Source organism: Burkholderia sp. MSMB1588, assembly GCF_001546925.1.
GTDB classification, from domain to species: Bacteria; Pseudomonadota; Gammaproteobacteria; order Burkholderiales; family Burkholderiaceae; genus Burkholderia; species Burkholderia humptydooensis.
Genome location: NZ_LNJS01000001.1, coordinates 3,414,667 through 3,435,632, shown reverse-complemented (window position 1 = coordinate 3,435,632; position 20,966 = coordinate 3,414,667). Strand labels below are relative to the sequence as shown.

The following is a 20,966-nucleotide window of genomic DNA, read 5'->3' as shown; positions in this document are numbered from 1 at the left end:
AGGAGTTGATATGGAATTGAATAACCTGAAGCCGGCGGAAGGCGCGAAGCATGCGAAGCGTCGCGTTGGCCGCGGCATCGGTTCCGGCCTCGGTAAGACGGCCGGCCGTGGTCACAAGGGTCAGAAATCGCGTTCGGGCGGCTTCCACAAGGTCGGCTTCGAAGGCGGTCAGATGCCGCTGCAGCGTCGTCTGCCGAAGCGCGGCTTCACGTCGCTGACGAAGGAATTCGTCGGTGAAGTGCGCCTTGGCGACATCGAGAAGCTGCCGGTCGACGAAGTCGATCTGCTCGCTCTGAAGCAAGCCGGCCTCGTCGGCGAACTGACGAAGAGCGCGAAGATCATCGCGACGGGCGAGATCAAGCGCAAGATCGTCGTCAAGGGTCTCGGTGCGACGAAGGGTGCGCGCGCCGCGATCGAAGCGGCCGGCGGTTCGTTTGCCGAGTGACACGCAACGCGTGCCGTCACTAGCATTTGCATCGGAGAAGATACTTGGCTAACAGCCCGAGTCTCGCAAAACCCGGTCGAAGCACGGCGAAGTTCGGCGATCTGCGCCGGCGTGCAATGTTCTTGCTGCTGGCGCTGATCGTCTATCGCATCGGCGCGCACATCCCGGTGCCGGGCATCGACCCGGATCAACTGGCGAAGCTGTTCCAGAGCCAGGCGGGCGGCATCCTGGGCATGTTCAACATGTTCTCGGGTGGCGCGCTGTCGCGCTTCACGATCTTCGCGCTGGGGATCATGCCGTACATCTCGGCGTCGATCATCATGCAATTGATGGCGATCGTGTCGCCGCAGCTCGAGGCGCTGAAGAAGGAAGGGCAGGCCGGACAGCGGAAGATCACGCAGTACACGCGGTATTTCACCGTGGTGCTCGCGACGTTCCAGGCTTTCGGCATCGCGGCCGCGCTGGAGAACCAGCCGGGGCTCGTGACCGATCCGGGCGCGGTGTTCCGTCTGACGACGGTCGTCACGCTGGTGACGGGCACGATGTTCCTGATGTGGCTCGGCGAGCAGATCACCGAGCGCGGTCTCGGCAACGGCATTTCGATCATCATCTTCGGCGGGATCGCAGCAGGGTTCCCGAATGCCGTCGGTGGGCTGTTCGAACTGGTGCGCACGGGTTCGATGAGCATCATTTCGGCGATCATCATCGTCGTTCTGATTGCCGCGGTGACTTACCTGGTCGTGTTCATCGAACGCGGTCAGCGCAAGATCCTCGTGAACTACGCGAAGCGCCAGGTCGGCAACAAGATCTACGGCGGGCAGTCGTCCCACCTGCCGCTGAAGCTGAACATGTCGGGCGTGATTCCGCCGATCTTCGCATCGTCGATCATCCTGTTCCCGGCGACGATCCTGAGCTGGTTCAGCTCGGGCGAGCGCAAGGGATGGCTGTCCGACACGCTGCACAACGTCGCGGAAGCGCTGAAGCCGGGCCAGCCGGTCTATGTGCTGCTGTACACGCTGGCAATCGTGTTTTTCTGCTTCTTCTACACCGCGCTGGTGTTCAACAGCAGGGAAACCGCAGACAACCTGAAGAAGAGCGGCGCGTTCGTGCCGGGCATCCGTCCGGGCGACCAGACCGCGCGGTACATCGACCGGATCCTCACGCGTCTCACGCTGGCCGGTGCGGTCTACATCGTCTTCGTGTGTCTGCTGCCGGAGTTCCTGGTGCTGCGCTGGAACGTGCCGTTTTATTTTGGTGGAACGTCGCTGCTGATCATTGTCGTCGTCACGATGGACTTCATGGCGCAGGTGCAGTCGTACGTTATGTCGCAACAGTATGAGTCGCTGCTCAAGAAAGCCAATTTCAAGGGCGGCAACATCCCAATGCGTTAAAAAGGACTTATGGCCAAAGACGATGTAATCCAGATGCAGGGTGAGGTGATCGAAAACCTTCCGAATGCGACCTTCCGGGTGAAGCTGGAAAACGGCCATGTCGTATTGGGACATATCTCCGGAAAGATGCGGATGCACTACATCCGTATCCTTCCCGGCGACAAGGTGACGGTTGAATTGACGCCTTACGATCTGTCTCGTGCGCGGATCGTGTTCCGGGCGAAGTGATTTGGAAAAAGGGTAATATCATGAAAGTGATGGCATCGGTTAAGCGCATTTGCCGCAATTGCAAGATCATCAAGCGCAAAGGCGTGGTTCGCGTGATCTGCAGCTCGGATCCGCGTCACAAGCAGCGCCAAGGCTGACTGCGCGTTTGTTTGCGCTTTTTGTTTGAGGAAAAACAATGGCTCGTATCGCAGGGGTTAACATCCCGAATCACCAGCATACCGAAATCGGCCTGACGGCGATTTTCGGTATCGGCCGCACGCGCGCGCGCAGCATCTGCGTGGCATCCGGTGTGGCGTTTTCGAAGAAGGTCAAGGACCTGACCGACGCAGACCTCGAAAAGCTGCGTGAAGAAGTGGGCAAGTTTGTCGTCGAAGGCGATCTGCGCCGTGAAGTGACGATGAACATCAAGCGCCTGATGGATCTCGGCTGCTACCGCGGCGTCCGCCATCGCAAGGGTCTGCCCCTGCGCGGCCAGCGTACGCGTACGAACGCCCGTACCCGCAAGGGTCCGCGTCGTGCAGCGCAAGCGCTGAAGAAATAAGCTGACAGTTACAGGAAAACGTAATGGCTAAGGCTTCCAATACCGCGGCGCAACGCGTTCGCAAAAAGGTCAAGAAGAACGTCGCTGAAGGCGTGGTTCACGTTCATGCGTCGTTCAACAACACGATCATCACGATCACCGATCGCCAAGGCAATGCGCTGGCGTGGGCGACGTCGGGCGGCCAGGGCTTCAAGGGCTCGCGCAAGTCGACGCCGTTCGCCGCACAGGTGGCTGCCGAGTCGGCCGGCCGCGTCGCGATGGAATATGGCGTGAAGAATCTGGAAGTGCGGATCAAGGGTCCCGGCCCGGGCCGCGAGTCGGCAGTGCGCGCGCTGCACGGCCTCGGCATCAAGATCACGGCGATCTCCGACGTGACGCCGATCCCGCACAACGGCTGCCGTCCGCCGAAGCGTCGCCGCATCTAACGATGCGTTGGTGCCTTGCCTGTCGCCGCTTTGCGTCGACGGGCCGCGCTTTTTGTTGCGCATTTGATTGACTAAGCCCACCGTTCGCCCCAAAGGGTGCGGACTAGCGCGGATCTCGATCCGCGTGATCGATAGATAGAGGAATGCAACGTGGCACGTTATATCGGCCCTAAGGCCAAGCTGTCCCGCCGTGAAGGCACCGATCTGTTCCTGAAGAGCGCGCGCCGCTCGCTCGCCGACAAGTGCAAGCTCGACAGCAAGCCCGGTCAGCATGGCCGCATCTCGGGTGCGCGCACGTCGGACTACGGCACGCAATTGCGCGAAAAGCAGAAGGTCAAGCGCATTTACGGCGTGCTCGAACGTCAGTTCCGCCGCTACTTCGCCGAAGCCGACCGCCGCAAGGGCAACACGGGTGAAAACCTGCTGCAACTGCTCGAGTCGCGTCTCGACAACGTCGTATACCGCATGGGCTTCGGCTCGACCCGCGCTGAAGCGCGCCAGCTCGTGAGCCACAAGGCGATCACCGTCAACGGCATCGTCGCGAACATTCCGTCGCAGCAAGTGAAGGCCGGCGACGTGGTCTCGATCCGTGAAAAGGCGAAGAAGCAAGCGCGTATCGTCGAAGCGCTGTCGCTGGCTGAGCAAGGCGGCATGCCGAGCTGGGTTGCGGTCGATGCGAAGAAGTTCGAAGGCACGTTCAAGCAAATGCCGGAGCGCGCCGACATCGCGGGCGACATCAACGAAAGCCTGATCGTCGAATTGTATTCGCGTTAATCCGATTGATGGCCGAGGTAACCTGCTTATTGCGTCCCGCAAGGCAGGACCTCGGCTGTTCATTTTCAGGTTGTTACCGGTCAGCCTTATCGGTGTAACGAGCCGAGGGTATTGAAAAGGAAAACCTATGCAAACCAGTTTGTTGAAACCCAAGATCATCGCCGTGGAATCGCTGGGCGAGAACCACGCGAAGGTGGTCATGGAGCCGTTCGAACGCGGTTACGGCCACACCTTGGGCAATGCGCTTCGCCGTGTGCTGCTGTCGTCGATGGTCGGCTACGCGCCGACCGAAGTGACGATCGCCGGCGTCGTGCACGAATATTCGACGCTTGATGGTGTGCAAGAGGACGTCGTCAACCTGCTGCTGAACCTGAAGGGCGTGGTGTTCAAACTGCATAACCGCGACGAAGTCACGGTGACGCTGCGCAAGGAAGGCGAAGGCGTCGTGACGGCCGGCGATATCGAGCTGGCCCACGATTGCGAAGTCATCAACCCGAATCACGTGATCGCGCATCTGTCGAAGGGCGGCAAGCTCGACGTGCAGATCAAGGTCGAGAAGGGCCGCGGCTATGTGCCGGGCAACGTGCGCCGCTATGGCGACGAAACGGCGAAGATCATCGGCCGCATCGTCCTCGACGCATCGTTTTCGCCGGTTCGCCGCGTGAGCTATGCGGTCGAGAGCGCGCGTGTCGAACAGCGCACCGACCTCGACAAGCTCGTGATGAACATCGAAACGAGCGGCGTCATCACGCCGGAAGAAGCGATCCGCCAGTCGGCACGCATCCTCGTCGACCAGTTGTCCGTGTTCGCGGCGCTGGAAGGCACGGAAACGGCCGCGGAAGCGCCGTCGCGCGCGCCGCAGATCGATCCGATCCTGTTGCGCCCGGTCGACGACCTCGAGCTGACCGTCCGTTCGGCGAACTGCCTGAAGGCCGAGAACATCTACTACATCGGCGACCTGATCCAGCGCACGGAAAACGAGTTGCTGAAGACGCCGAACCTCGGCCGCAAGTCGCTCAACGAGATCAAGGAAGTGCTCGCTTCGCGCGGTCTCACGCTGGGCATGAAGCTCGAGAACTGGCCGCCGGCTGGCCTCGACAAGTAATCCCGGTTATTGCAGTAACTGGTCAAGATGCGGATTTTCCTTTAAAATCCGCATCTTGCTTTTTTCCGTACCGGCCCGTGCGCCTGCTCGTCTCGCGCGATAGAAGAGCTGGATCAAAACTTTGAATCAAGGAAACTGAAATGCGTCACCGTCATGGTCTGCGGAAACTGAACCGCACGAGCAGCCACCGTCTGGCTATGCTCCGCAACATGTCCAACTCGCTGATCGAGCACGAAGTCATCAAGACGACGCTGCCGAAGGCGAAGGAACTCCGTAAGGTCGTCGAGCCCCTCATCACGCTCGGCAAGAAGCCGTCGCTCGCGAACCGCCGCCTGGCGTTCAACCGCCTGCGCGATCGCGATTCCGTCGCGAAGCTGTTCGACGTCCTCGGCCCGCGCTTCGCGAACCGTCCGGGCGGCTACCTGCGCATCCTGAAGTTCGGTTTCCGCGTCGGCGACAACGCACCGATGGCGCTCGTCGAACTGCTCGACCGTCCGGAAGTCGAAGAGACCGAAAACGTCCAGGAAGCCGAATAAGCGTCTTCCCGCGCGTAGCACGAAGGGCCAAGCGATGCTTGGCCCTTTTTGTTTTTCGTTGATCGATTTCGTGCGTCGGATTGACGCGGATGCGCGAACCGCGCGCTTGCCCGACGTGCGATACGATATGACGTTTGAACGACGAGGCGGAGGCGCGAATGGTGATCGTGATGATGTTGACGACCGTGCCCGACGCCGCCGTCGCCCGCGCGCTCGCGGACGGCGCGCTGTCGGCCCGGCTCGCCGCGTGCGTATCCGAGCTCGGCGCGATCCGTTCGAGCTACCATTGGCAGGGCAAGGTCGAGACGGCCGACGAGATCCAGTTGTTGTTCAAGACGAGCGCGGTGCGCGCGCTGGAGCTCGAGCGGTACATCCAGTCGCACCATCCGTACGACGTCCCGGAGATCGTCTCGTGGCAGGCGACGGCGACCGCCGCATACGGCCATTGGGTCGCCACCGAAACTCAGCGTCTATTTCATGTTTAACCGTATTCCGCCTCACACGCAGTTCCTTCGCTTCCTGATCGCCGTCGCCGCGATGCTCGGCGCGCTGTTCGGCACGTCGTTCGCGGCGCGCGCGGCGGACGATTTCCTCGATCCCGCGGTCGCGTTCAAATTCAGCGCGAGCGAGGTGCCGGGCCAAGTCGACATCCATTTCAAGATCGCCGACGGCTATTACATGTATCGCGAGCGCTTCGCGTTTGCGGTGAAAAGCGGCTCGGCCACGCTCGGCGAGCCGCAGTTGCCGGCCGGGCACGTGAAGTTCGATCCGACGTTCCAGAAGAACGTCGAAACCTACCGCGGCGATCTGACGATCCACCTGCCGATCAAGCAGGCGTCGGGGCCGTTCGAGCTCGCGGTGACGTCGCAGGGCTGCGCGGACGAAGGGATCTGCTATCCGCCCGCCGAGCATGTCGCGCGAATCGACGGCGCGGCGCTCGGCGCAGCGGACGCGGCGCCCGTCGCGGCGGCCGCAGGCGCCGATTCGCCCGCGGCCGACGGCGGCAGTTGGTACGAACGCGTGACGAGCGCCGACTACGCGCGCTCGCTGCTCGAAGGCCACGGATTCCTGACGATCATCGCGCTCTATTTCGTGGCCGGCGTGGTGCTGAGCCTGTTGCCGTGCTCGTATCCGATGATCCCGATCCTGTCGGCGATCATCGTCGGCGAAGGCGCGCATGCGACGCGCGCGCGCGCGTTCGCGCTGTCGCTCACCTATGTGATCGGCATGGCGCTCGTTTATACGGCGCTCGGCGTCGCGGCCGCGCTCGTCGGGCAGAGCCTCGGCGCGTGGCTGCAGAATCCGTGGGTGCTCGGCGCGTTCGCGCTGCTGCTCACCGTGTTCGCGCTGCTGCTGATCGGCGGCATCGACATCGCGCTGCCGCAGCGCTGGCAGAGCGGCGCCGCACAGACGACCGGGCCCCGCAAGGGCGGACGCTTCGTGGCCGTCGCGACGATGGGCGCGCTGTCCGCGCTCGTCGTCGGCGCCTGCATGACCGCGCCGCTCTTTGCCGTCCTCGCGTTCATCGCACATACGGGCAACGCATTCCTCGGCGGCGCCGCGCTCTTCTCGATGGGAATCGGCCTCGGCGTGCCGCTTCTCGTCATCGGTATCGGTGCAGGCACGCTGCTGCCCCGCGCCGGCGCATGGATGGACGGCGTGAAGGTATTTTTCGGCGTCGTGTTGCTTGCCGCCGCGCTGTGGATCGTCTGGCCGGCGCTGAACGCCGCGTCGCAGCTCGGTCTGGGCGCGTTGTGGCTGCTGATCGCCGCCGCTGCGCTCGGGCTCTTCACGCCGCATTCGGGCTCGTCGTCGATCTGGCGCCGGCTCGGGCGCGGGCTCGGCGCCGCGCTCGCGATCTGGGCGGCGACGCTTCTCGTCGGTCTCGCGGCGGGCTCGACCGATCCGCTGCGCCCGCTTGCCGTGCTCGCGGCGCGCGCGGCGCCGAGCAACGGCGTCGCCAACGCCGGCGCGGCTGCGTATGAAGGGCCGGCGTTCGCGCCGGTGCGCTCGATAGCCGAGCTCGACGAGATCGTGAAGACGTCGACCCGGCCGGTGCTGCTCGACTTCTATGCGGACTGGTGCGTGAGCTGCAAGGAGATGGAGCATCTGACGTTCACCGACGCGCGCGTCGGCGCGCGGTTTTCGCAGATGCGCCTCGTGCGCGCGGACGTGACCGCGAACACGCCCGACGAGCAGGCGCTCCTGAAGCGTTTCGGCCTGTTTGGGCCGCCGGGCATCATCATGTTCGACTCGAACGGGCAGGAGCGCGGGCGCGTCGTCGGCTATCAGTCGGCCGATCGCTTCCTGCGCAGTCTCGATCGGATGTCGTTGCCGACCGCGTTGTCGGCGCCGTGACGGCGCGACGCGGACGCCGCCGATGCCGCGCGCGAACGTGCGGCGCGCGTTTGCGCGGCGGCGAATCGATTGAGCGCAAATAAAGACGGCGAGGCTTCGGGCCTCGCCGTTTTCGCTTTCACGTGCGGCGCGCCCCGCGATGCTCGCGGAACGTATGCCGGCGTGATTACTTCTGCGCGCGCAGCAATCGCGCCGCATCGAGCGCGAAGTACGTGAGAATGCCATCCGCGCCCGCGCGCTTGAACGCGAGCAGCGATTCGAGCACGACCTTGTCGTGATCGAGCCAGCCGTTCTGCGCGGCGGCCTTCAGCATCGCGTATTCGCCGCTGACCTGATAGACGTAGGTCGGGAAGCGGAATTCGTCCTTCACGCGGCGCACGATGTCGAGATACGGCATGCCGGGCTTCACCATCACCATGTCCGCGCCCTCGTCGATGTCGAGGCGCACTTCGCGCAACGCCTCATCGCTGTTCGAGGGATCCATCTGGTAGGTCATCTTGTTGCCCTTGCCGAGATTCGACGCGGAGCCGACCGCGTCGCGGAACGGGCCGTAGAACGCGGACGCATACTTCGCCGAGTACGCCATGATCCGCGTGTAGATGTGGCCTTCGCTCTCGAGCATCTCGCGCACCGCGCCGATGCGCCCGTCCATCATGTCTGACGGCGCGACGATGTCGACGCCCGCTTCCGCCTGCGCGCGCGCCTGCTCGACGAGGATCTCGACCGTCTCGTCGTTGAGCACGTAGCCGGCTTCGTCGAGCACGCCGTCCTGGCCGTGGCTCGTGTACGGATCGAGCGCGACGTCGGTCAGCACGCCGAGCTCGGGGAAGCGCTGCTTCAGCTCGCGCACCGCGCGCGGAATCAGCCCTTCGGGATTCGTCGCCTCGCGGCCGTCGGGCGTCTTCAGCGACGGCTCGATCGCCGGAAAGAGCGACAGGACCGGCACGCCGAGCTCGACACACTGCTCGGCGACGCCCATCAGCAGATCAACCGACACGCGCTCGACGCCCGGCATCGACGGCACCGGCTGGCGCACGTTCGTGCCTTCGACGACGAACACGGGATAGATCAGGTCGTTCGTGGTGAGGATATTTTCGCGCATCAGGCGGCGCGAGAAATCGTCGCGACGCATGCGGCGCGGGCGGTGCAGGGGATGGATGCTCATGGCGGAATGGCTGGGATTGGTGTCCGACGAAACCTTACAGTTCCCTTCGGTAAACTTTTGAGACAATGGTATATGATAGCGATCGAGCAAAGCGCACTGCGTAATGCTCCCCGCTTCTCCTCCCTGAGCGGGTGCCTGTCGTTTTTCGATTAGGCTGTTTAACCCGCCGTTGAACGGCGGGTTTTTTTATGGGCAGCCCGAATCGCGACGTCCGCATCCGTCAGGTGGGACGTGCAGCGCGCAGTTACGTCGTCACGCAGCACGCCGCGCGATCGTCATTCTGCTACAGCCTCGCGATCTTCGTCGGCGGCCGCGGGCCGCACCCAGCTCTCGATCAGCGCGTGCGCGTCGTCGAGGCCCGTGCGCTTGAGCGCCGAGAAAAGCTGCACGGTCAGCTTGCCGGCATAGCCGGCGTCCCGAAACGCGTCGAGGCTCTTTTGCGTCGCGCGCAGCGCGTTGATGCTCTCTTGGCGCGTCAATTTGTCGCACTTCGTCAGCAGCGAGTGAATCGGCTTGCCGGTCGGCGCGAACCATTCGATCATCCGCCGATCGAGCTCGGTGAGCGGCCGGCGGGCGTCCATCATCAGGATCATCCCGCAGAGCTGCGGGCGGGTCTGCAGGTACGTCGACAGCAGTTGCTCCCAGTGCGCCTTCGCGGCGCCGGGCACTTCCGCATAGCCGTAGCCCGGCAGGTCGACGAGGTGCGCGACGGGCTCCGCCGCCGGGCCGACCGAGAAATAATTGATGTGCTGCGTGCGCCCCGGCGTCTTCGACGCGAAAGCGAGCCGTTTCTGATTGCAAAGCACGTTGATCGCCGTCGATTTGCCGGCATTCGAGCGGCCTGCGAACGCGATTTCGGGCTGCACGGTCGGCGGCAGGTCGCGCAGATGGTTGACGGTCGTGAAGAAGCGGGCTTGATGGAGCAGGAAGGCCATGGGAGGGACAGGACGGCGACGGGCGGCGCAAGCCGCGCGGTGGAAGGCGGGGAGCCCCGAGGTAGCCCTGATGGGCATCAAGGCTTTCATCGGCGTATTGTACAATACGACGCATTTGCCGCAGGCGGTGGAGGCTTCGGAGCGCGCTTCTACGGTAGACTGGGCGCCGTCGTTTTTTGCAGAACCTCACTACTCCCACAAGACGAAACAAGGTGTGCGAATGAATCGACTGAGCAAGTCTTTGGTGGTGCTTCAGTTCGCGGTGGCAGGGCTCGTTGGTTTCATGGCGGAGGCAAAGGCGGCGGATGCGGCGAAGCCGGATCTCGACCGGGGCAAGGCAATCGCGGCGCAGGTATGCGCGGCATGCCACGGCGTCGACGGCAACAGCGTGACGGGTTCGTTCCCGAAGCTCGCCGGCCAGCACCCCGATTATCTCGTCAAGCAGTTGCACGATTTCAAGGCGCAGCCGGGCGCGAAGGGGCCGGTGCGCGTCAATTCCGTGATGGTCGGATTCGCGAGCGCACTGAACGATCAGGACGCGCGCAACGTCGCCGCCTATTACGGGTCGCAGTCGGCGAAGCCGGGCGCCGCGCGCAACGCGGCCACCGTGCCGGTTGGGCAGAAGATCTATCGCGGCGGCGTCGCCGAGAAGGGCGTGCCCGCCTGCGCGAGCTGCCACGGGCCGACGGGGCAGGGGATTCCGGTTCAGTATCCGCGGCTGTCGGGGCAATGGGCCGACTACACGGTCGCGCAGTTGACCGCATTCCAGCAGGGCACGCGCAGCAACGACGCGATGCATCAGATCGCGTTGCGGCTGACGGACAGCGAGGTCAAGGCCGTTGCCGATTACATCGCCGGCCTGCACTGAGCCGCGTCCGGTTCACGAGCCGGATGAACGAGCCGGCCGCCCGTGCGGCGGCCGCTAGAACAAGAAAAGGGTGGGGCGCCGTCGAAGAACGGCCGCCTTGCCCTTTTTTGCTGTGAGTTGGAGTTTGAATGAGCGTTACCACGTCGGGGTTGCAGTCGAGAGCGGGACAGTCCGCGGTCAGGCGCGCGGTCGAGCTGTTGAGCTCGATGCGTTTTGCGATCGCGCTGCTCGTCGTCCTGTCGATTGCGAGCATCATTGGCACGGTCCTCACGCAGGACGATCCGTACCCTAACTACGTCAATCAGTTCGGCCCGTTCTGGGCCGACATCTTCCGCTCGCTGAGCCTCTATACGGTCTACAGCGCGTGGTGGTTCATGCTGATCCTGATCTTCCTCGTCGTGTCGATCTCGCTGTGCGTGATCCGCAACGCGCCGAAGATGCTCGCCGATGCGAAGAGCTGGAAGGACAAGGTCCGCGAAGGCAGCCTGCGCGCGTTCCACCACAAGGCCGAGTTCGCGGTCGCGGGCGACCGCGCGCGCGCGACGCGGACCGTCGCGGCGTTCGTCGCGAAGGCGGGGTACCGGCACGTCGTGCGCGAAGCGGACGGCGCGACGCTCGTCGCCGCGAAGCGCGGCGCGATGACGAAGTTCGGCTACATCGCCGCGCACGTCGCGATCGTCGTGATCTGCGTGGGCGGCCTGCTCGACAGCAACCTGCCGATCAAATTCCAGATGTGGGCGCTCGGCAAGAGCCCCGTCAACACGAGCGCGACGATCAGCGAGATCGGGCCCGAGCATCGGCTGTCCGCGTCGAACCCGACGTTCCGCGGCTACGCATGGGTGCCGGAGGGCCAGTACGTGTCGACCGCGATCCTCAATCAGCCGACGGGCTCGCTGATCCAGGATCTGCCGTTCTCGATCCAGCTCGAGAAATTCATCGTCGACTATTACTCGACCGGCATGCCGAAGCTCTTCGCGAGCGACATCGTCGTCGTCGATCGCGAGACCGGCAAGCGGATTCCCGCGCGCGTCGAGGTCAACAGGCCGTTTACGTACAAGGGCGTGTCGATCTATCAGTCGAGCTTCCAGGATGGCGGCTCGCTGATGGAAATGACCGCGTATCCGATGACGGGCGCGAGCGCGGCGACCTTCCCGTTCAAGGGCACGATCGGCAATTCGGTGCCGCTCGCGGCGGCGGGCGCCGACGGCGAGACTGTCGAGTTCGCCGATTTCCGCGCGATCAACGTCGAGAACATCACCGACGCGAACGGCAAGACCGACGCGCGCGGCGTCGCGGCGAACCGTTCGATCAAGGAGATCTTCGACGAGCGGCTCGGCTCCGGCGCGAAGACGTCGAAGCCCGTCGAGCTGCACAACATCGGGCCGTCGGTCCAGTACAAGGTGCGCGGCAAGGACGGCCAGGCGCGCGAATTCAACAACTACATGCTGCCCGTCGACATGGGCGGCGAGCGCGTGTTCCTCGCCGGCGTGCGCGCGAGCCCGAACGATCCGTTCCGCTATCTGCGGATTCCGGCCGACAGCCGCGACACCGTCGGCGAATGGATGCGGCTGCGCGCGGCGCTCGAAGATCCGGCCGTGCGCGACGAGGCGGCGCGCCGCTTCGCGCAGCATTCGCTCGGCACGGGCGACGCCGCGCTGCGCGACCGGCTCGAGGACAGCGCGCGGCGCGTCCTGACCCTGTTCGCCGGCGCGGACGGCAGCATCGGCCGCGGCCCGGACGGCATTCCGATCGGCGGCTTCCAGGCGGTCGCGACGTTCATCGACCGCTCGGTGCCGAAGGACGAGAAGGAAAAGGCCGCCGCGCTGCTGCTGCGGATGCTCGAGGGTTCGATGTGGGAGGTCTGGCAGGTTGCGCGCGAGCGCGCGGGCGAGCCGCCCGTCGAGCAGGCGCAGGACACGGTGCGCTTCGTGCAGAACGCGATCAACGCGCTGTCGGACAGTTTCCTGTACGGCGCGCCCGTTTATCTGCAGCTTGATTCGTTCAGGCAGGTGCAGGCGTCGGTGTTCCAGTTGACGCGCGCGCCGGGCAAGAATCTGGTGTATCTTGGCAGCCTGCTGCTCGTCGCCGGCATCTTCGCGATGTTCTACGTGCGCGAGCGACGCCTCTGGTTCTGGCTCAAGGATACGGGCGTGGGCGTCAGCGTGCTGATGGCGATGTCCACCGCGCGCAAGACGTTCGACTTCGAAAAGGAATTCGTGCAGACGCGCGATGCGGCCGGGACCGCCCTCGGCGCGCCGCCTGTCTCCCGCGCGTCCGATGGCGCCGGCACCAAGGACTCGACTCGGTAACATCATGGATCTGACCCAAGTTTCGTTATCCCGCGCGCCGCGCGCCTCCGACGCGGCCGAGCCGCCGCGTTTCGACGACCGGCCGTTCCTGCGCCGCCTGTCGCTCGTCGACTGGCTGTTCGCGCTGGCGCTCGTGGCGGGCGCGGGCTTCGCGCTCGCGCAGTACCACGCGCACATGGACTACTACGACAAGGCCGTGCTGATCGGCACCGTGCCCGCGCTCGTCGTGCTCGGCTGGCGCTGGAAGCCCGCGCGGCTCTTGATGGCGGCGATCGCCGCGCTGTCGCTCTTGTCGCTGCAGCTCTATCACGGCGACCTCGCGCGCGCCGATTCGGCGTTCCTGCTCAAGTATTTCCTGTCGAGCCAGTCGGCGATCCTGTGGATGAGCGCGCTCTTCGTGCTCGCGACCCTTTTCTACTGGATCGGCATGCTGTCGCGCTCCGAGACGGGCGGCGCGATCGGCCAGCGGCTCACGTGGATCGCCGTGCTGATGGGCTTCACCGGGCTGATGGTGCGCTGGTACGAGTCGTATCTGATCGGCTCGGACGTCGGCCACATCCCGGTGTCGAACCTGTACGAAGTCTTCGTGCTGTTCAGCCTCATCACCGCGCTCCTCTATCTGTACTACGAAGGGCATTACGGCACGCGCGCGCTCGGCGCGTTCGTGCTGCTCGTGATCAGCGCGGCGGTCGGCTTCCTGATGTGGTATTCGATCGCGCGCGACGCGCAGCAGATCCAGCCGCTCGTGCCCGCGCTGCAGAGCTGGTGGATGAAGATCCACGTGCCCGCGAACTTCATCGGCTACGGGAGCTTCGCGCTGTCCGCGATGGTCGCGGTTGCGTATCTGGCGAAGGAGCGCGGCGTGCTCGCCGATCGCCTGCCGGCGCTTGAGGTGCTCGACGATTTGATGTACAAGTCGATCGCGGTCGGCTTCGCGTTCTTCACGATCGCGACGATCCTCGGCGCGCTGTGGGCGGCCGAGGCGTGGGGCGGCTACTGGAGCTGGGACCCGAAGGAAACCTGGGCGCTCATCGTGTGGCTGAACTACGCGGCGTGGCTGCACATGCGTCTGATGAAAGGGCTGCGCGGCACGGTTGCGGCGTGGTGGGCGCTGACGGGCCTTCTCGTCACGACGTTCGCGTTCCTCGGCGTCAACATGTTCCTGTCCGGCTTGCACAGTTACGGCAAGCTGTAAGATCCGCGTCGTTCGAACGACTAATAACCGCCGACGCACTGCGTGCCCGGCGGTTTTTTCTTGCGCGGGCCATTCGGCGCTACGCGGCCGAAACGGCCGGCGCGGAACGGAGTCCAAGGTTTGTCGGGACGTGAGCGTCCAGACTGGCAGAACGGAGCATCGACATGTTGATCAGGAAAACGCTGCGCGCGTCGCTTGCCGGCGACGACATCCCGCGCAGCGAAATCACGCCGCAAGCGGTGTTCGAGAACCGCCGCCGCATCCTGCAGGCGGCGGGCGCCGCCGCGGCGGGCGGGCTCGTCGGCGCGCACCGGCTCGCGCTTGCCGCCTACGCGTCGCCGGACGCGAAGGCGCGCAAGCTCGCCGCGCCGACCAATCCGAAGTTCGTCGTCCCCGAAAAGGTGACGTCGTTCAAGGACATCACGACCTACAACAACTTCTACGAATTCGGCACCGGCAAGGGCGATCCGTCGCGCAACGCCGGCACGCTGCGGCCGCATCCGTGGCGTGTGTCGGTCGAGGGCGAGATCAGGAATCCGAAGGTCTACGACATCGACGAGCTGTTGAGGCTCGCGCCGCTCGAAGAGCGCGTGTACCGGCTGCGCTGCGTCGAGGGCTGGTCGATGGTGATTCCGTGGATCGGCTTTCCGCTTGCGGAGCTCATCCGGCGCGTCGAGCCGACCGGCAACGCGAAATACGTGCAGTTCGTCACGCTCGCGGACCCGTCGCAAATGCCGGGGCTGTCCGCGCCGATCCTCGACTGGCCGTATTCTGAGGGCCTGCGGATGGACGAGGCGATGAATCCGCTGACGCTGCTCACGATGGGCGTCTACGGGCAGGTGCTGCCGAACCAGAATGGCGCGCCCGTGCGGGTGATCGTGCCGTGGAAGTACGGCTTCAAGAGCGCGAAGTCGATCGTGAAGATCCGCTTCGTCGACCGGCAGCCGCCGACGAGCTGGAACACGTACGCACCGAACGAATACGGCTTCTATTCGAACGTCAATCCGAACGTCGATCACCCTCGCTGGAGCCAGGCGACCGAGCGGCGCATCGGCGAGGACGGCTTCTTCACGCCGAAGCGCAAGACGCTGATGTTCAACGGCTACGGCGATTGGGTCGCGTCGATGTATCGCGGCATGGATCTGAAGAAATACTTTTGAGTGCGGCGAATGGAGAACGACATGCAACCCTCGACATTTGCCGGGACGACCGCGGGCGCCGGCGCGCGCGGCCGCGCGCCGCAACGGAACGCTGGCCGCGCGGGCGGCGCGCCGCGCTGGCTCGCGCCCGTGAAGATCGCCGTGTTCGTCGCGGCGCTGTATCCGCTCGCGCGCATCGTGTTCTTCGGCATGACGGACCAGCTCGGCGCGAATCCGATCGAATTCGTCACGCGCTCGACGGGACTCTGGACGCTCGTGTTCCTGTGCATCACGCTCGCCGTCACGCCGCTGCGCAGGCTGACGGGCATCAACGCGCTGCTGCGGCTGCGGCGCATGCTCGGGCTCTACGCGTTCTTCTACGCGGTGCTGCACTTCACGACCTACATCTGGTTCGACAAATGGTTCGACGTGATGGAGATCGCGAAGGACGTCGTGAAGCGTCCGTTCATCACGGTCGGCTTCGCCGCGTTCGTGCTGCTGATTCCGCTCGCCGCGACGTCGCCGCGCGCGATCGCGAGGCGGCTCGGCCGGCACTGGCAGACGCTGCACAAGGCGATCTATGCGATTGCGACGTTCGCCATCCTGCATTTCTGGTGGATGAAGGCGGGCAAGCACGATCTCGTGCTGCCGAAGCTGTATGGCGCGATCGTGCTCGTGCTGCTCGGCTGGCGCGCGCTCGTGTGGGCGCGGCAGCGCTGGGGCGGTGCGGGGGCGGGCGGGCACGCGTCGTAGCGCGAGTGTGTGGGGCGATCGCGCGGCGCGCGCGATCCGAACGACATGCCCGAGACTCGGGCCGTACCGGCCGCACGGGTCGTACTGCGCGACGGGCAAACAAAAAGGCGATGTCCGTTCGGACATCGCCTTTCTCGATCGGGGCTTGCCGACTTGCTGGTTCGCCGCGCAAGCGCGCCGTTTGCCTGCGATTACCGGCCGTCGGGCAGGACCGCTTCGCGTTCGAACAGGCTTTCGACCGTCTCGCGCGGCCGCACCAGATGCGCGTTCGCGCCGTCGACGATCACTTCCGCCGCGCGCGGCCGCGTATTGTAGTTCGAGCTCATCGTGAAGCCGTACGCGCCCGCCGAGCGGATCGCGAGCAGATCGCCCGGCGCGATCGCGAGCGAGCGCCCGCGCCCGAGCCAGTCGCCGCTCTCGCAGACGGGGCCGACGACGTCGTACACGGCGGCCGCGACGTCCGTGCGCGGCGTCACCGGCTCGATCGCGTGAAACGCCTGGTACATCGCGGGGCGCGCAAGGTCGTTCATCGCCGCGTCGACGATCGCGAAGTTCTTCTCTTCGCCCTGCTTCAGGAATTCGACGCGCGTGAGCAGAATGCCGGCGTTGCCCGTCAGCGAGCGGCCCGGCTCGAACCAGATTTCGCGATGGCCGTGGCCGCGCGCGTCGATGCGCTCGAGCACCGCGCGCACGTAAGCGCCGATGTCGGGCGGCGTTTCGTCGTCGTACGTGATGCCGAGCCCGCCGCCGACGTCGACGTGACCAATCTTCACGCCGTCCGCCTCGATCTGCTCGACGAGGTCGAGCAGCTTGTCGATCGCGTCGAGGTACGGGCTCAGCTCGGTGATCTGCGAGCCAATGTGGCAATCGATGCCGACGACTTCGAGGTTCGGCAGCGCGGCCGCCGCGCGGTACGTCGCGCGCGCGTCATCGAACGCGATGCCGAACTTGTTCGCCTTCAGCCCCGTCGAGATGTAAGGGTGCGTTTTCGGATCGACGTCCGGATTCACCCGCAGCGACACGGGCGCGCGCTTGCCGAGCGACGCCGCGACGGCGTTCAGCCGGTCGAGCTCCGGAATCGATTCGACGTTGAAGCACTTGACGCCTGCTTCGAGCGCGATGCGCATTTCGTCGGCGTTCTTGCCGACGCCCGAGAACACGACGTTCTGCGCACGGCCGCCTGCCGCGAGCACGCGTGCGAGCTCGCCGCCCGACACGATGTCGAAGCCCGCGCCGAGGCGCGCGAACACGTTCAGCACGCCGAGGTTGCTGTTCGCCTTCACGGCGACGTGAATCGACGCGCGGCGGCCGGCGCAGGCCTTCGCGTAGGCCTCGTAGGCCGCGGTGAGCGCGGCGCGCGAATAGACGAAAAGCGGGGTGCCGAAACGCTCGGCGAGGTCGGCGGCGGACACGCGCTCGGCGTGGAGCGTGCCGTCGACGTAGTCGAATGCAGCTTGAGTCATGCAGGATCGATCATTGGGCGGAGGAAGCGCCGGACGCAGCCGCCGCCTTCGGCGTGCGTTGCGTCGACAGGTCGGGCGACAGCGTGAGCGGCGCGCCGGCGGCGCCCGAGGCGCCGTCGTCGCGCGCCGAAGCCGTTTCCGCGTCGGGCGTCACGTCCGACGGCGGTGGCTGCGTCTGTTCAGTCGGCTTGGGCGGCAGCGGCGGCACGACCGGCATGTACAGCGGCCCGCGCTGGCCGCAGCCCGCGAGCGCCAAAGCCGCTACAATCGCGCTCATCTGCAAAACGATACGCATGACCGTCCCTAAACAATTGAATCGATAGAGTTTAGCATGTCCGATACCGATTACCTGACCCAGGCCGAAGCTGTGCTGGCGGCCGTCGAGCGCTCGGTCGACGCCGCCAACGACGGCGACGCCGACATCGATCTCGAGCGCAACGGCAGCGTGCTCACGCTCACGTTCGAGAACGGCTCGAAGATCATCGTGAACCTGCAGCCGCCGATGAAGGAAGTGTGGATCGCCGCGAAGGCGGGGGGGTTCCATTATCGGTTCGTCGACGGCGCATGGCGCGATACGCGCAGCGGCGAAGAGTTCTTCGCGGCGCTGACGGGCTACGCGACGCAGCAGGCGGGCATGCCGATCGCGTTCGGCGCGTGATGCGCGCTTCGGCGGCCGGCGAAGGCGCGCATCGCGCGCGAGCGCGGCCGAGTCGAGCAACCTATGACAAAAGCGGCCGGAAGGCCGCTTTTGTCTTTTACACGAACGACGCTCAGTTGCCGCCGCGGAACAGATTCATGATGTCCTGCTTTTCCTGCTCGTCGACGTGCCCGGGCACGGCGCTTGCGGAGGCGGGCGGCGCGGCCGGCAGGTTCACGCCGACTGCCGAGACGAAGCCGCGGCCCGGCGTGAACTGGTCGAAGTACAACTCGCCGCCGAGCGTGGTGACGCCGTCGGGCGCCGGCATCTTGTATTCCTGCACGTTCTTGAGCGCGGGCCCCATGTAGTCGATCCACACGGGCAGCGCGAGGCCGCCGCCGGTTTCTCGATCGCCGAGGCTGCGCGGGCTGTCGTAGCCGATCCACGCGATCGCCGCGAGCGTGTGCTGATAGCCGCCGAACCACGCGTCGCGCGAGTCGTTCGTCGTGCCGGTCTTGCCGGCGAGATCGGTGCGTTTCAGCACGTTCGAGCGCGCGCCCGTGCCGCGCTGCGCGACGCTCTGCAACAGGCTGTTCATCACATACGCGTTGCGCGCGTCGATCGCGCGCGGCGCGTTCTGCTCGGCGACGAGCGGCTGCGCGCGCGCGACGATGTTGCCGCTTGGATCGGTCACTTCGGCGATCAGATACGGATTGATCCGGTAGCCGCCGTTCGCGAACACCGAGAACGCGCCCGCCATCTGCAGCGGCGTGACGAGGCCCGCGCCGAGCGCCATCGGCAGATAGGCCGGATGGCGGTCCGCGTCGAAGCCGAAGCGCGTGATGTATTGCTGCGCGTATTTCGGGCCGATGTGGTTCAGGATGCGGATCGACACCAGGTTGCGCGAGCGCTGCAGCGCGACGCGCATCGACATCGGGCCCTCGAAGCCGCCGCCGTAGTTTTTCGGCTCCCATGGCTGGCCGCCCGTTTCGGCGGCGCTGAAGTAGAGCGGGCCGTCGTTGATGATCGTCGCGGGGCCGAGCCCCTTGTCGAGCGACGCCGAATAGATGAACGGCTTGAACGACGAGCCCGGCTGCCGCCACGCCTGTGTCACGTGGTTGAACTTGTTCTTGTTGAAATCGAAGCCGCCGATCAGCGAGCGGATCGCGCCGTCCTGCGGGACGATCGAAATGAACGCGCCTTCGATTTGCGGCAGTTGCCCGATCGCCCATGAGCCGTCATCGTTCCTGAACACGCGCACGATCGCGCCGGGGCGGATCCGCTTGTTCGGCTGCGCGTTCGCGGACAGCGAGCTCGCGGCGAACCGCAGATCGTCGCCGCTCACCGTCGCGTCGCTGCCGTTCGGGAACACGACGCGGATCTGGCGCGCGCTCGCTTCGGTGACGACGGCCGCGATCAGCTCGCCGTTGTCCGGATGGTCGACGAGCGCGTCGTCGATCGCCTGCTCGCGGTCGTCTTCGTTCGCGGGCAGTTCGATGAAACCTTCGGGGCCGCGATAGCCGTGGCGCCGGTCGTACGTCATCAGGCCCTTGCGCAGCGCGCGGTACGCGAGCGTCTGGTCCGCGGAATCGATTGTCGTGACGACGTTCAGCCCGCGCGTGTAAGCCTCGTCCTTGTACTGCGCATACATCATTTGCCGCACCATTTCGGCGACGTATTCCGCGTGCACGCTGTATTCGCGGCTCGGGCTCTTGACGACGAGCGGCTCGGCGAGCGCCTCGTCGTACTGCTCGCGCGTGATGAAGTTCAGCTCGAGCATACGCTGCAGGATATATTGCTGCCGGACCTTCGCGCGCTTCGGATTCGCGACCGGGTTGTACGCGGACGGCGCTTTCGGCAGCCCCGCGAGCATCGCGGCCTCGGCGAGCGTGATGTCCTTCAGATCCTTGTTGAAGTACGCATGCGCGGCGGCGGCGAAGCCGTAAGCGCGCTGACCCAGGTAGATCTGATTCATGTAGACCTCGAGAATCTGATCTTTCGTGAGCGCGCGCTCGATCCGGTACGCGAGCAGCATCTCGTAGATCTTGCGCGTGTACGTCTTCTCGCTCGACAGGAAGAAATTGCGCGCGACCTGCATCGTGATCGTGCTCGCGCCCTGAGTTGCGTGGCCGTTCGTCAGCGCGACGATGCCGGCGCGGATGATGCCCGTCAGGTCGACGCCGCCGTGTTCGTAGAAGCGCGCGTCCTCGATCGCGAGCACCGCTTTCTTCAGCGAATCGGGCACGTCCTGCAAGCGGACGATGTCCCGGCGTTCCTCGCCGAATTCGCCGATCAGCACGTGATCGGCCGTGTAGATGCGCAGCGGCACCTTCGGGCGGTAGTCGGTCAGCGCGTCGAGCGACGGCATGTTCGGCGACGCGACGACGAGCGCGTAGCCGAGCACGAGCCCGGCGCAGACTGCGAGCGCCACGCACACGCCCGCTACGCCGAGCACGAGCTTCTGCCACAGCGGGCGGCGGCGCGGCTCGGGCGGGGACGTAGGATTCGTAGATTGCATAGACACACCAGAAAAACAGTCCCGCGATTATAGCCGCCCGGTTTTGCCGGACTCCGGAAGGGTTCCGGGCGGGAACCGGCGCGTCCCGGCCGGGCGGCGCGCCGATGACTTACTGTAGCGCGCCGGCGGCCCGGCGGCGCACGCGTTGGCCGTTCGGCAGACTCCCGGCGCGCCGGCCGGC

The 20,966-nt window shown here is 65.3% G+C and carries 22 protein-coding genes; 17 read left to right on the top strand and 5 right to left on the bottom strand.

The genetic code is table 11. The features are described from left to right. Nucleotides 1–10 precede the first annotated feature (10 nt). The 11 genes from rplO to dsbD all read left to right on the top strand — a co-directional run bounded on the left by rplO (nucleotide 11) and on the right by dsbD (nucleotide 7,803). Nucleotides 11–445, top strand: coding sequence for a 50S ribosomal protein L15 (gene rplO / locus WS92_RS27420; RefSeq protein WP_006029293.1), 435 nt, complete (start codon nucleotides 11–13; stop codon nucleotides 443–445). A 44-nt stretch (nucleotides 446–489) separates the two neighbouring features. Continuing rightward, nucleotides 490–1,836 carry a preprotein translocase subunit SecY gene (gene secY, locus WS92_RS27415; RefSeq protein WP_006029294.1) on the top strand — a complete coding sequence of 449 codons (1,347 nt, stop codon included), beginning with the start codon at nucleotides 490–492 and terminating at the stop codon, nucleotides 1,834–1,836. Between the two features lie 9 nt (nucleotides 1,837–1,845). Continuing rightward, nucleotides 1,846–2,064, top strand: a complete 219-nt coding sequence (infA, locus tag WS92_RS27410; RefSeq protein ID WP_004521905.1) for a translation initiation factor IF-1 — start codon at nucleotides 1,846–1,848, stop codon at nucleotides 2,062–2,064. A 20-nt stretch (nucleotides 2,065–2,084) separates the two neighbouring features. After that, the gene (gene rpmJ / locus WS92_RS27405) at nucleotides 2,085–2,201 is read left to right on the top strand and encodes a 50S ribosomal protein L36 (RefSeq protein ID WP_004199844.1); all 117 of its coding nucleotides are present in this window, start codon (nucleotides 2,085–2,087) and stop codon (nucleotides 2,199–2,201) included. A 38-nt stretch (nucleotides 2,202–2,239) separates the two neighbouring features. Next, nucleotides 2,240–2,605, top strand: a complete 366-nt coding sequence (rpsM, locus tag WS92_RS27400; protein WP_004197938.1) for a 30S ribosomal protein S13 — start codon at nucleotides 2,240–2,242, stop codon at nucleotides 2,603–2,605. A gap of 23 nt (nucleotides 2,606–2,628) precedes the next feature. Next, entirely contained in the window at nucleotides 2,629–3,030 is a 402-nt protein-coding gene (gene rpsK / locus WS92_RS27395) for a 30S ribosomal protein S11 (RefSeq protein ID WP_004197937.1), read from the top strand. A gap of 150 nt (nucleotides 3,031–3,180) precedes the next feature. Further along, nucleotides 3,181–3,804 carry a 30S ribosomal protein S4 gene (gene rpsD / locus WS92_RS27390; protein ID WP_009913846.1) on the top strand — a complete coding sequence of 208 codons (624 nt, stop codon included), beginning with the start codon at nucleotides 3,181–3,183 and terminating at the stop codon, nucleotides 3,802–3,804. A 127-nt stretch (nucleotides 3,805–3,931) separates the two neighbouring features. Beyond that, complete coding sequence (gene rpoA / locus WS92_RS27385) at nucleotides 3,932–4,909, top strand: DNA-directed RNA polymerase subunit alpha (protein WP_009888441.1); 978 nt, start codon at nucleotides 3,932–3,934, stop codon at nucleotides 4,907–4,909. A gap of 140 nt (nucleotides 4,910–5,049) precedes the next feature. Further along, nucleotides 5,050–5,445 carry a 50S ribosomal protein L17 gene (rplQ, locus tag WS92_RS27380; protein ID WP_004197924.1) on the top strand — a complete coding sequence of 132 codons (396 nt, stop codon included), beginning with the start codon at nucleotides 5,050–5,052 and terminating at the stop codon, nucleotides 5,443–5,445. 158 nt (nucleotides 5,446–5,603) lie between these two features. Further along, the gene (gene cutA, locus WS92_RS27375) at nucleotides 5,604–5,930 is read left to right on the top strand and encodes a divalent-cation tolerance protein CutA (RefSeq protein ID WP_015600360.1); all 327 of its coding nucleotides are present in this window, start codon (nucleotides 5,604–5,606) and stop codon (nucleotides 5,928–5,930) included. Beyond that, entirely contained in the window at nucleotides 5,923–7,803 is a 1,881-nt protein-coding gene (gene dsbD, locus WS92_RS27370) for a protein-disulfide reductase DsbD (protein ID WP_059929088.1), read from the top strand. The genes cutA and dsbD overlap by 8 nt, the downstream gene beginning before the upstream one ends. A gap of 166 nt (nucleotides 7,804–7,969) precedes the next feature. Here the strand turns inward: dsbD and hemB are convergent, their stop codons facing one another. Together hemB and yihA are read right to left on the bottom strand one after the other, a co-directional pair. Next, the gene (hemB, locus tag WS92_RS27365; protein WP_009913842.1) at nucleotides 7,970–8,968 is read right to left on the bottom strand and encodes a porphobilinogen synthase; all 999 of its coding nucleotides are present in this window, start codon (nucleotides 8,966–8,968) and stop codon (nucleotides 7,970–7,972) included. 275 nt (nucleotides 8,969–9,243) lie between these two features. Next, nucleotides 9,244–9,903 (bottom strand): ribosome biogenesis GTP-binding protein YihA/YsxC, encoded by a 660-nt coding sequence (yihA, locus tag WS92_RS27360; protein WP_006029302.1) that lies wholly within the window; start codon nucleotides 9,901–9,903, stop codon nucleotides 9,244–9,246. 220 nt (nucleotides 9,904–10,123) lie between these two features. Between yihA and WS92_RS27355 the strand changes: the two genes are divergently transcribed. The 5 genes from WS92_RS27355 to msrQ all read left to right on the top strand — a co-directional run bounded on the left by WS92_RS27355 (nucleotide 10,124) and on the right by msrQ (nucleotide 16,167). Beyond that, entirely contained in the window at nucleotides 10,124–10,771 is a 648-nt protein-coding gene (locus WS92_RS27355; RefSeq protein WP_015602090.1) for a c-type cytochrome, read from the top strand. A 128-nt stretch (nucleotides 10,772–10,899) separates the two neighbouring features. Then, a complete protein-coding gene (locus WS92_RS27350) occupies nucleotides 10,900–13,080 on the top strand; it encodes a cytochrome c biogenesis protein ResB (protein WP_059929086.1) in 2,181 nt (726 codons plus the stop codon). A gap of 4 nt (nucleotides 13,081–13,084) precedes the next feature. Further along, nucleotides 13,085–14,275 carry a c-type cytochrome biogenesis protein CcsB gene (gene ccsB, locus WS92_RS27345; RefSeq protein WP_059929085.1) on the top strand — a complete coding sequence of 397 codons (1,191 nt, stop codon included), beginning with the start codon at nucleotides 13,085–13,087 and terminating at the stop codon, nucleotides 14,273–14,275. 164 nt (nucleotides 14,276–14,439) lie between these two features. Further along, a complete protein-coding gene (gene msrP, locus WS92_RS27340) occupies nucleotides 14,440–15,435 on the top strand; it encodes a protein-methionine-sulfoxide reductase catalytic subunit MsrP (protein WP_009913838.1) in 996 nt (331 codons plus the stop codon). A gap of 9 nt (nucleotides 15,436–15,444) precedes the next feature. Then, a complete protein-coding gene (msrQ, locus tag WS92_RS27335; RefSeq protein ID WP_059929082.1) occupies nucleotides 15,445–16,167 on the top strand; it encodes a protein-methionine-sulfoxide reductase heme-binding subunit MsrQ in 723 nt (240 codons plus the stop codon). A gap of 191 nt (nucleotides 16,168–16,358) precedes the next feature. Here the strand turns inward: msrQ and lysA are convergent, their stop codons facing one another. Both lysA and WS92_RS27325 read right to left on the bottom strand, forming a co-directional pair. After that, entirely contained in the window at nucleotides 16,359–17,630 is a 1,272-nt protein-coding gene (gene lysA / locus WS92_RS27330; protein WP_059929079.1) for a diaminopimelate decarboxylase, read from the bottom strand. 10 nt (nucleotides 17,631–17,640) lie between these two features. Then, nucleotides 17,641–17,925: an LPS translocon maturation chaperone LptM gene (locus WS92_RS27325; protein WP_009913837.1), complete on the bottom strand. Its 285-nt coding sequence runs from the start codon at nucleotides 17,923–17,925 to the stop codon at nucleotides 17,641–17,643. Between the two features lie 36 nt (nucleotides 17,926–17,961). Here WS92_RS27325 and cyaY point away from each other — a divergent pair, with 36 nt between their 5' ends. After that, nucleotides 17,962–18,288, top strand: coding sequence for an iron donor protein CyaY (gene cyaY, locus WS92_RS27320; RefSeq protein ID WP_006029310.1), 327 nt, complete (start codon nucleotides 17,962–17,964; stop codon nucleotides 18,286–18,288). A gap of 112 nt (nucleotides 18,289–18,400) precedes the next feature. Here cyaY and WS92_RS27315 read toward each other — a convergent pair whose 3' ends face one another. Next, nucleotides 18,401–20,785 carry a penicillin-binding protein 1A gene (locus tag WS92_RS27315; protein WP_015600166.1) on the bottom strand — a complete coding sequence of 795 codons (2,385 nt, stop codon included), beginning with the start codon at nucleotides 20,783–20,785 and terminating at the stop codon, nucleotides 18,401–18,403. Nucleotides 20,786–20,966: the final 181 nt, after the last annotated feature.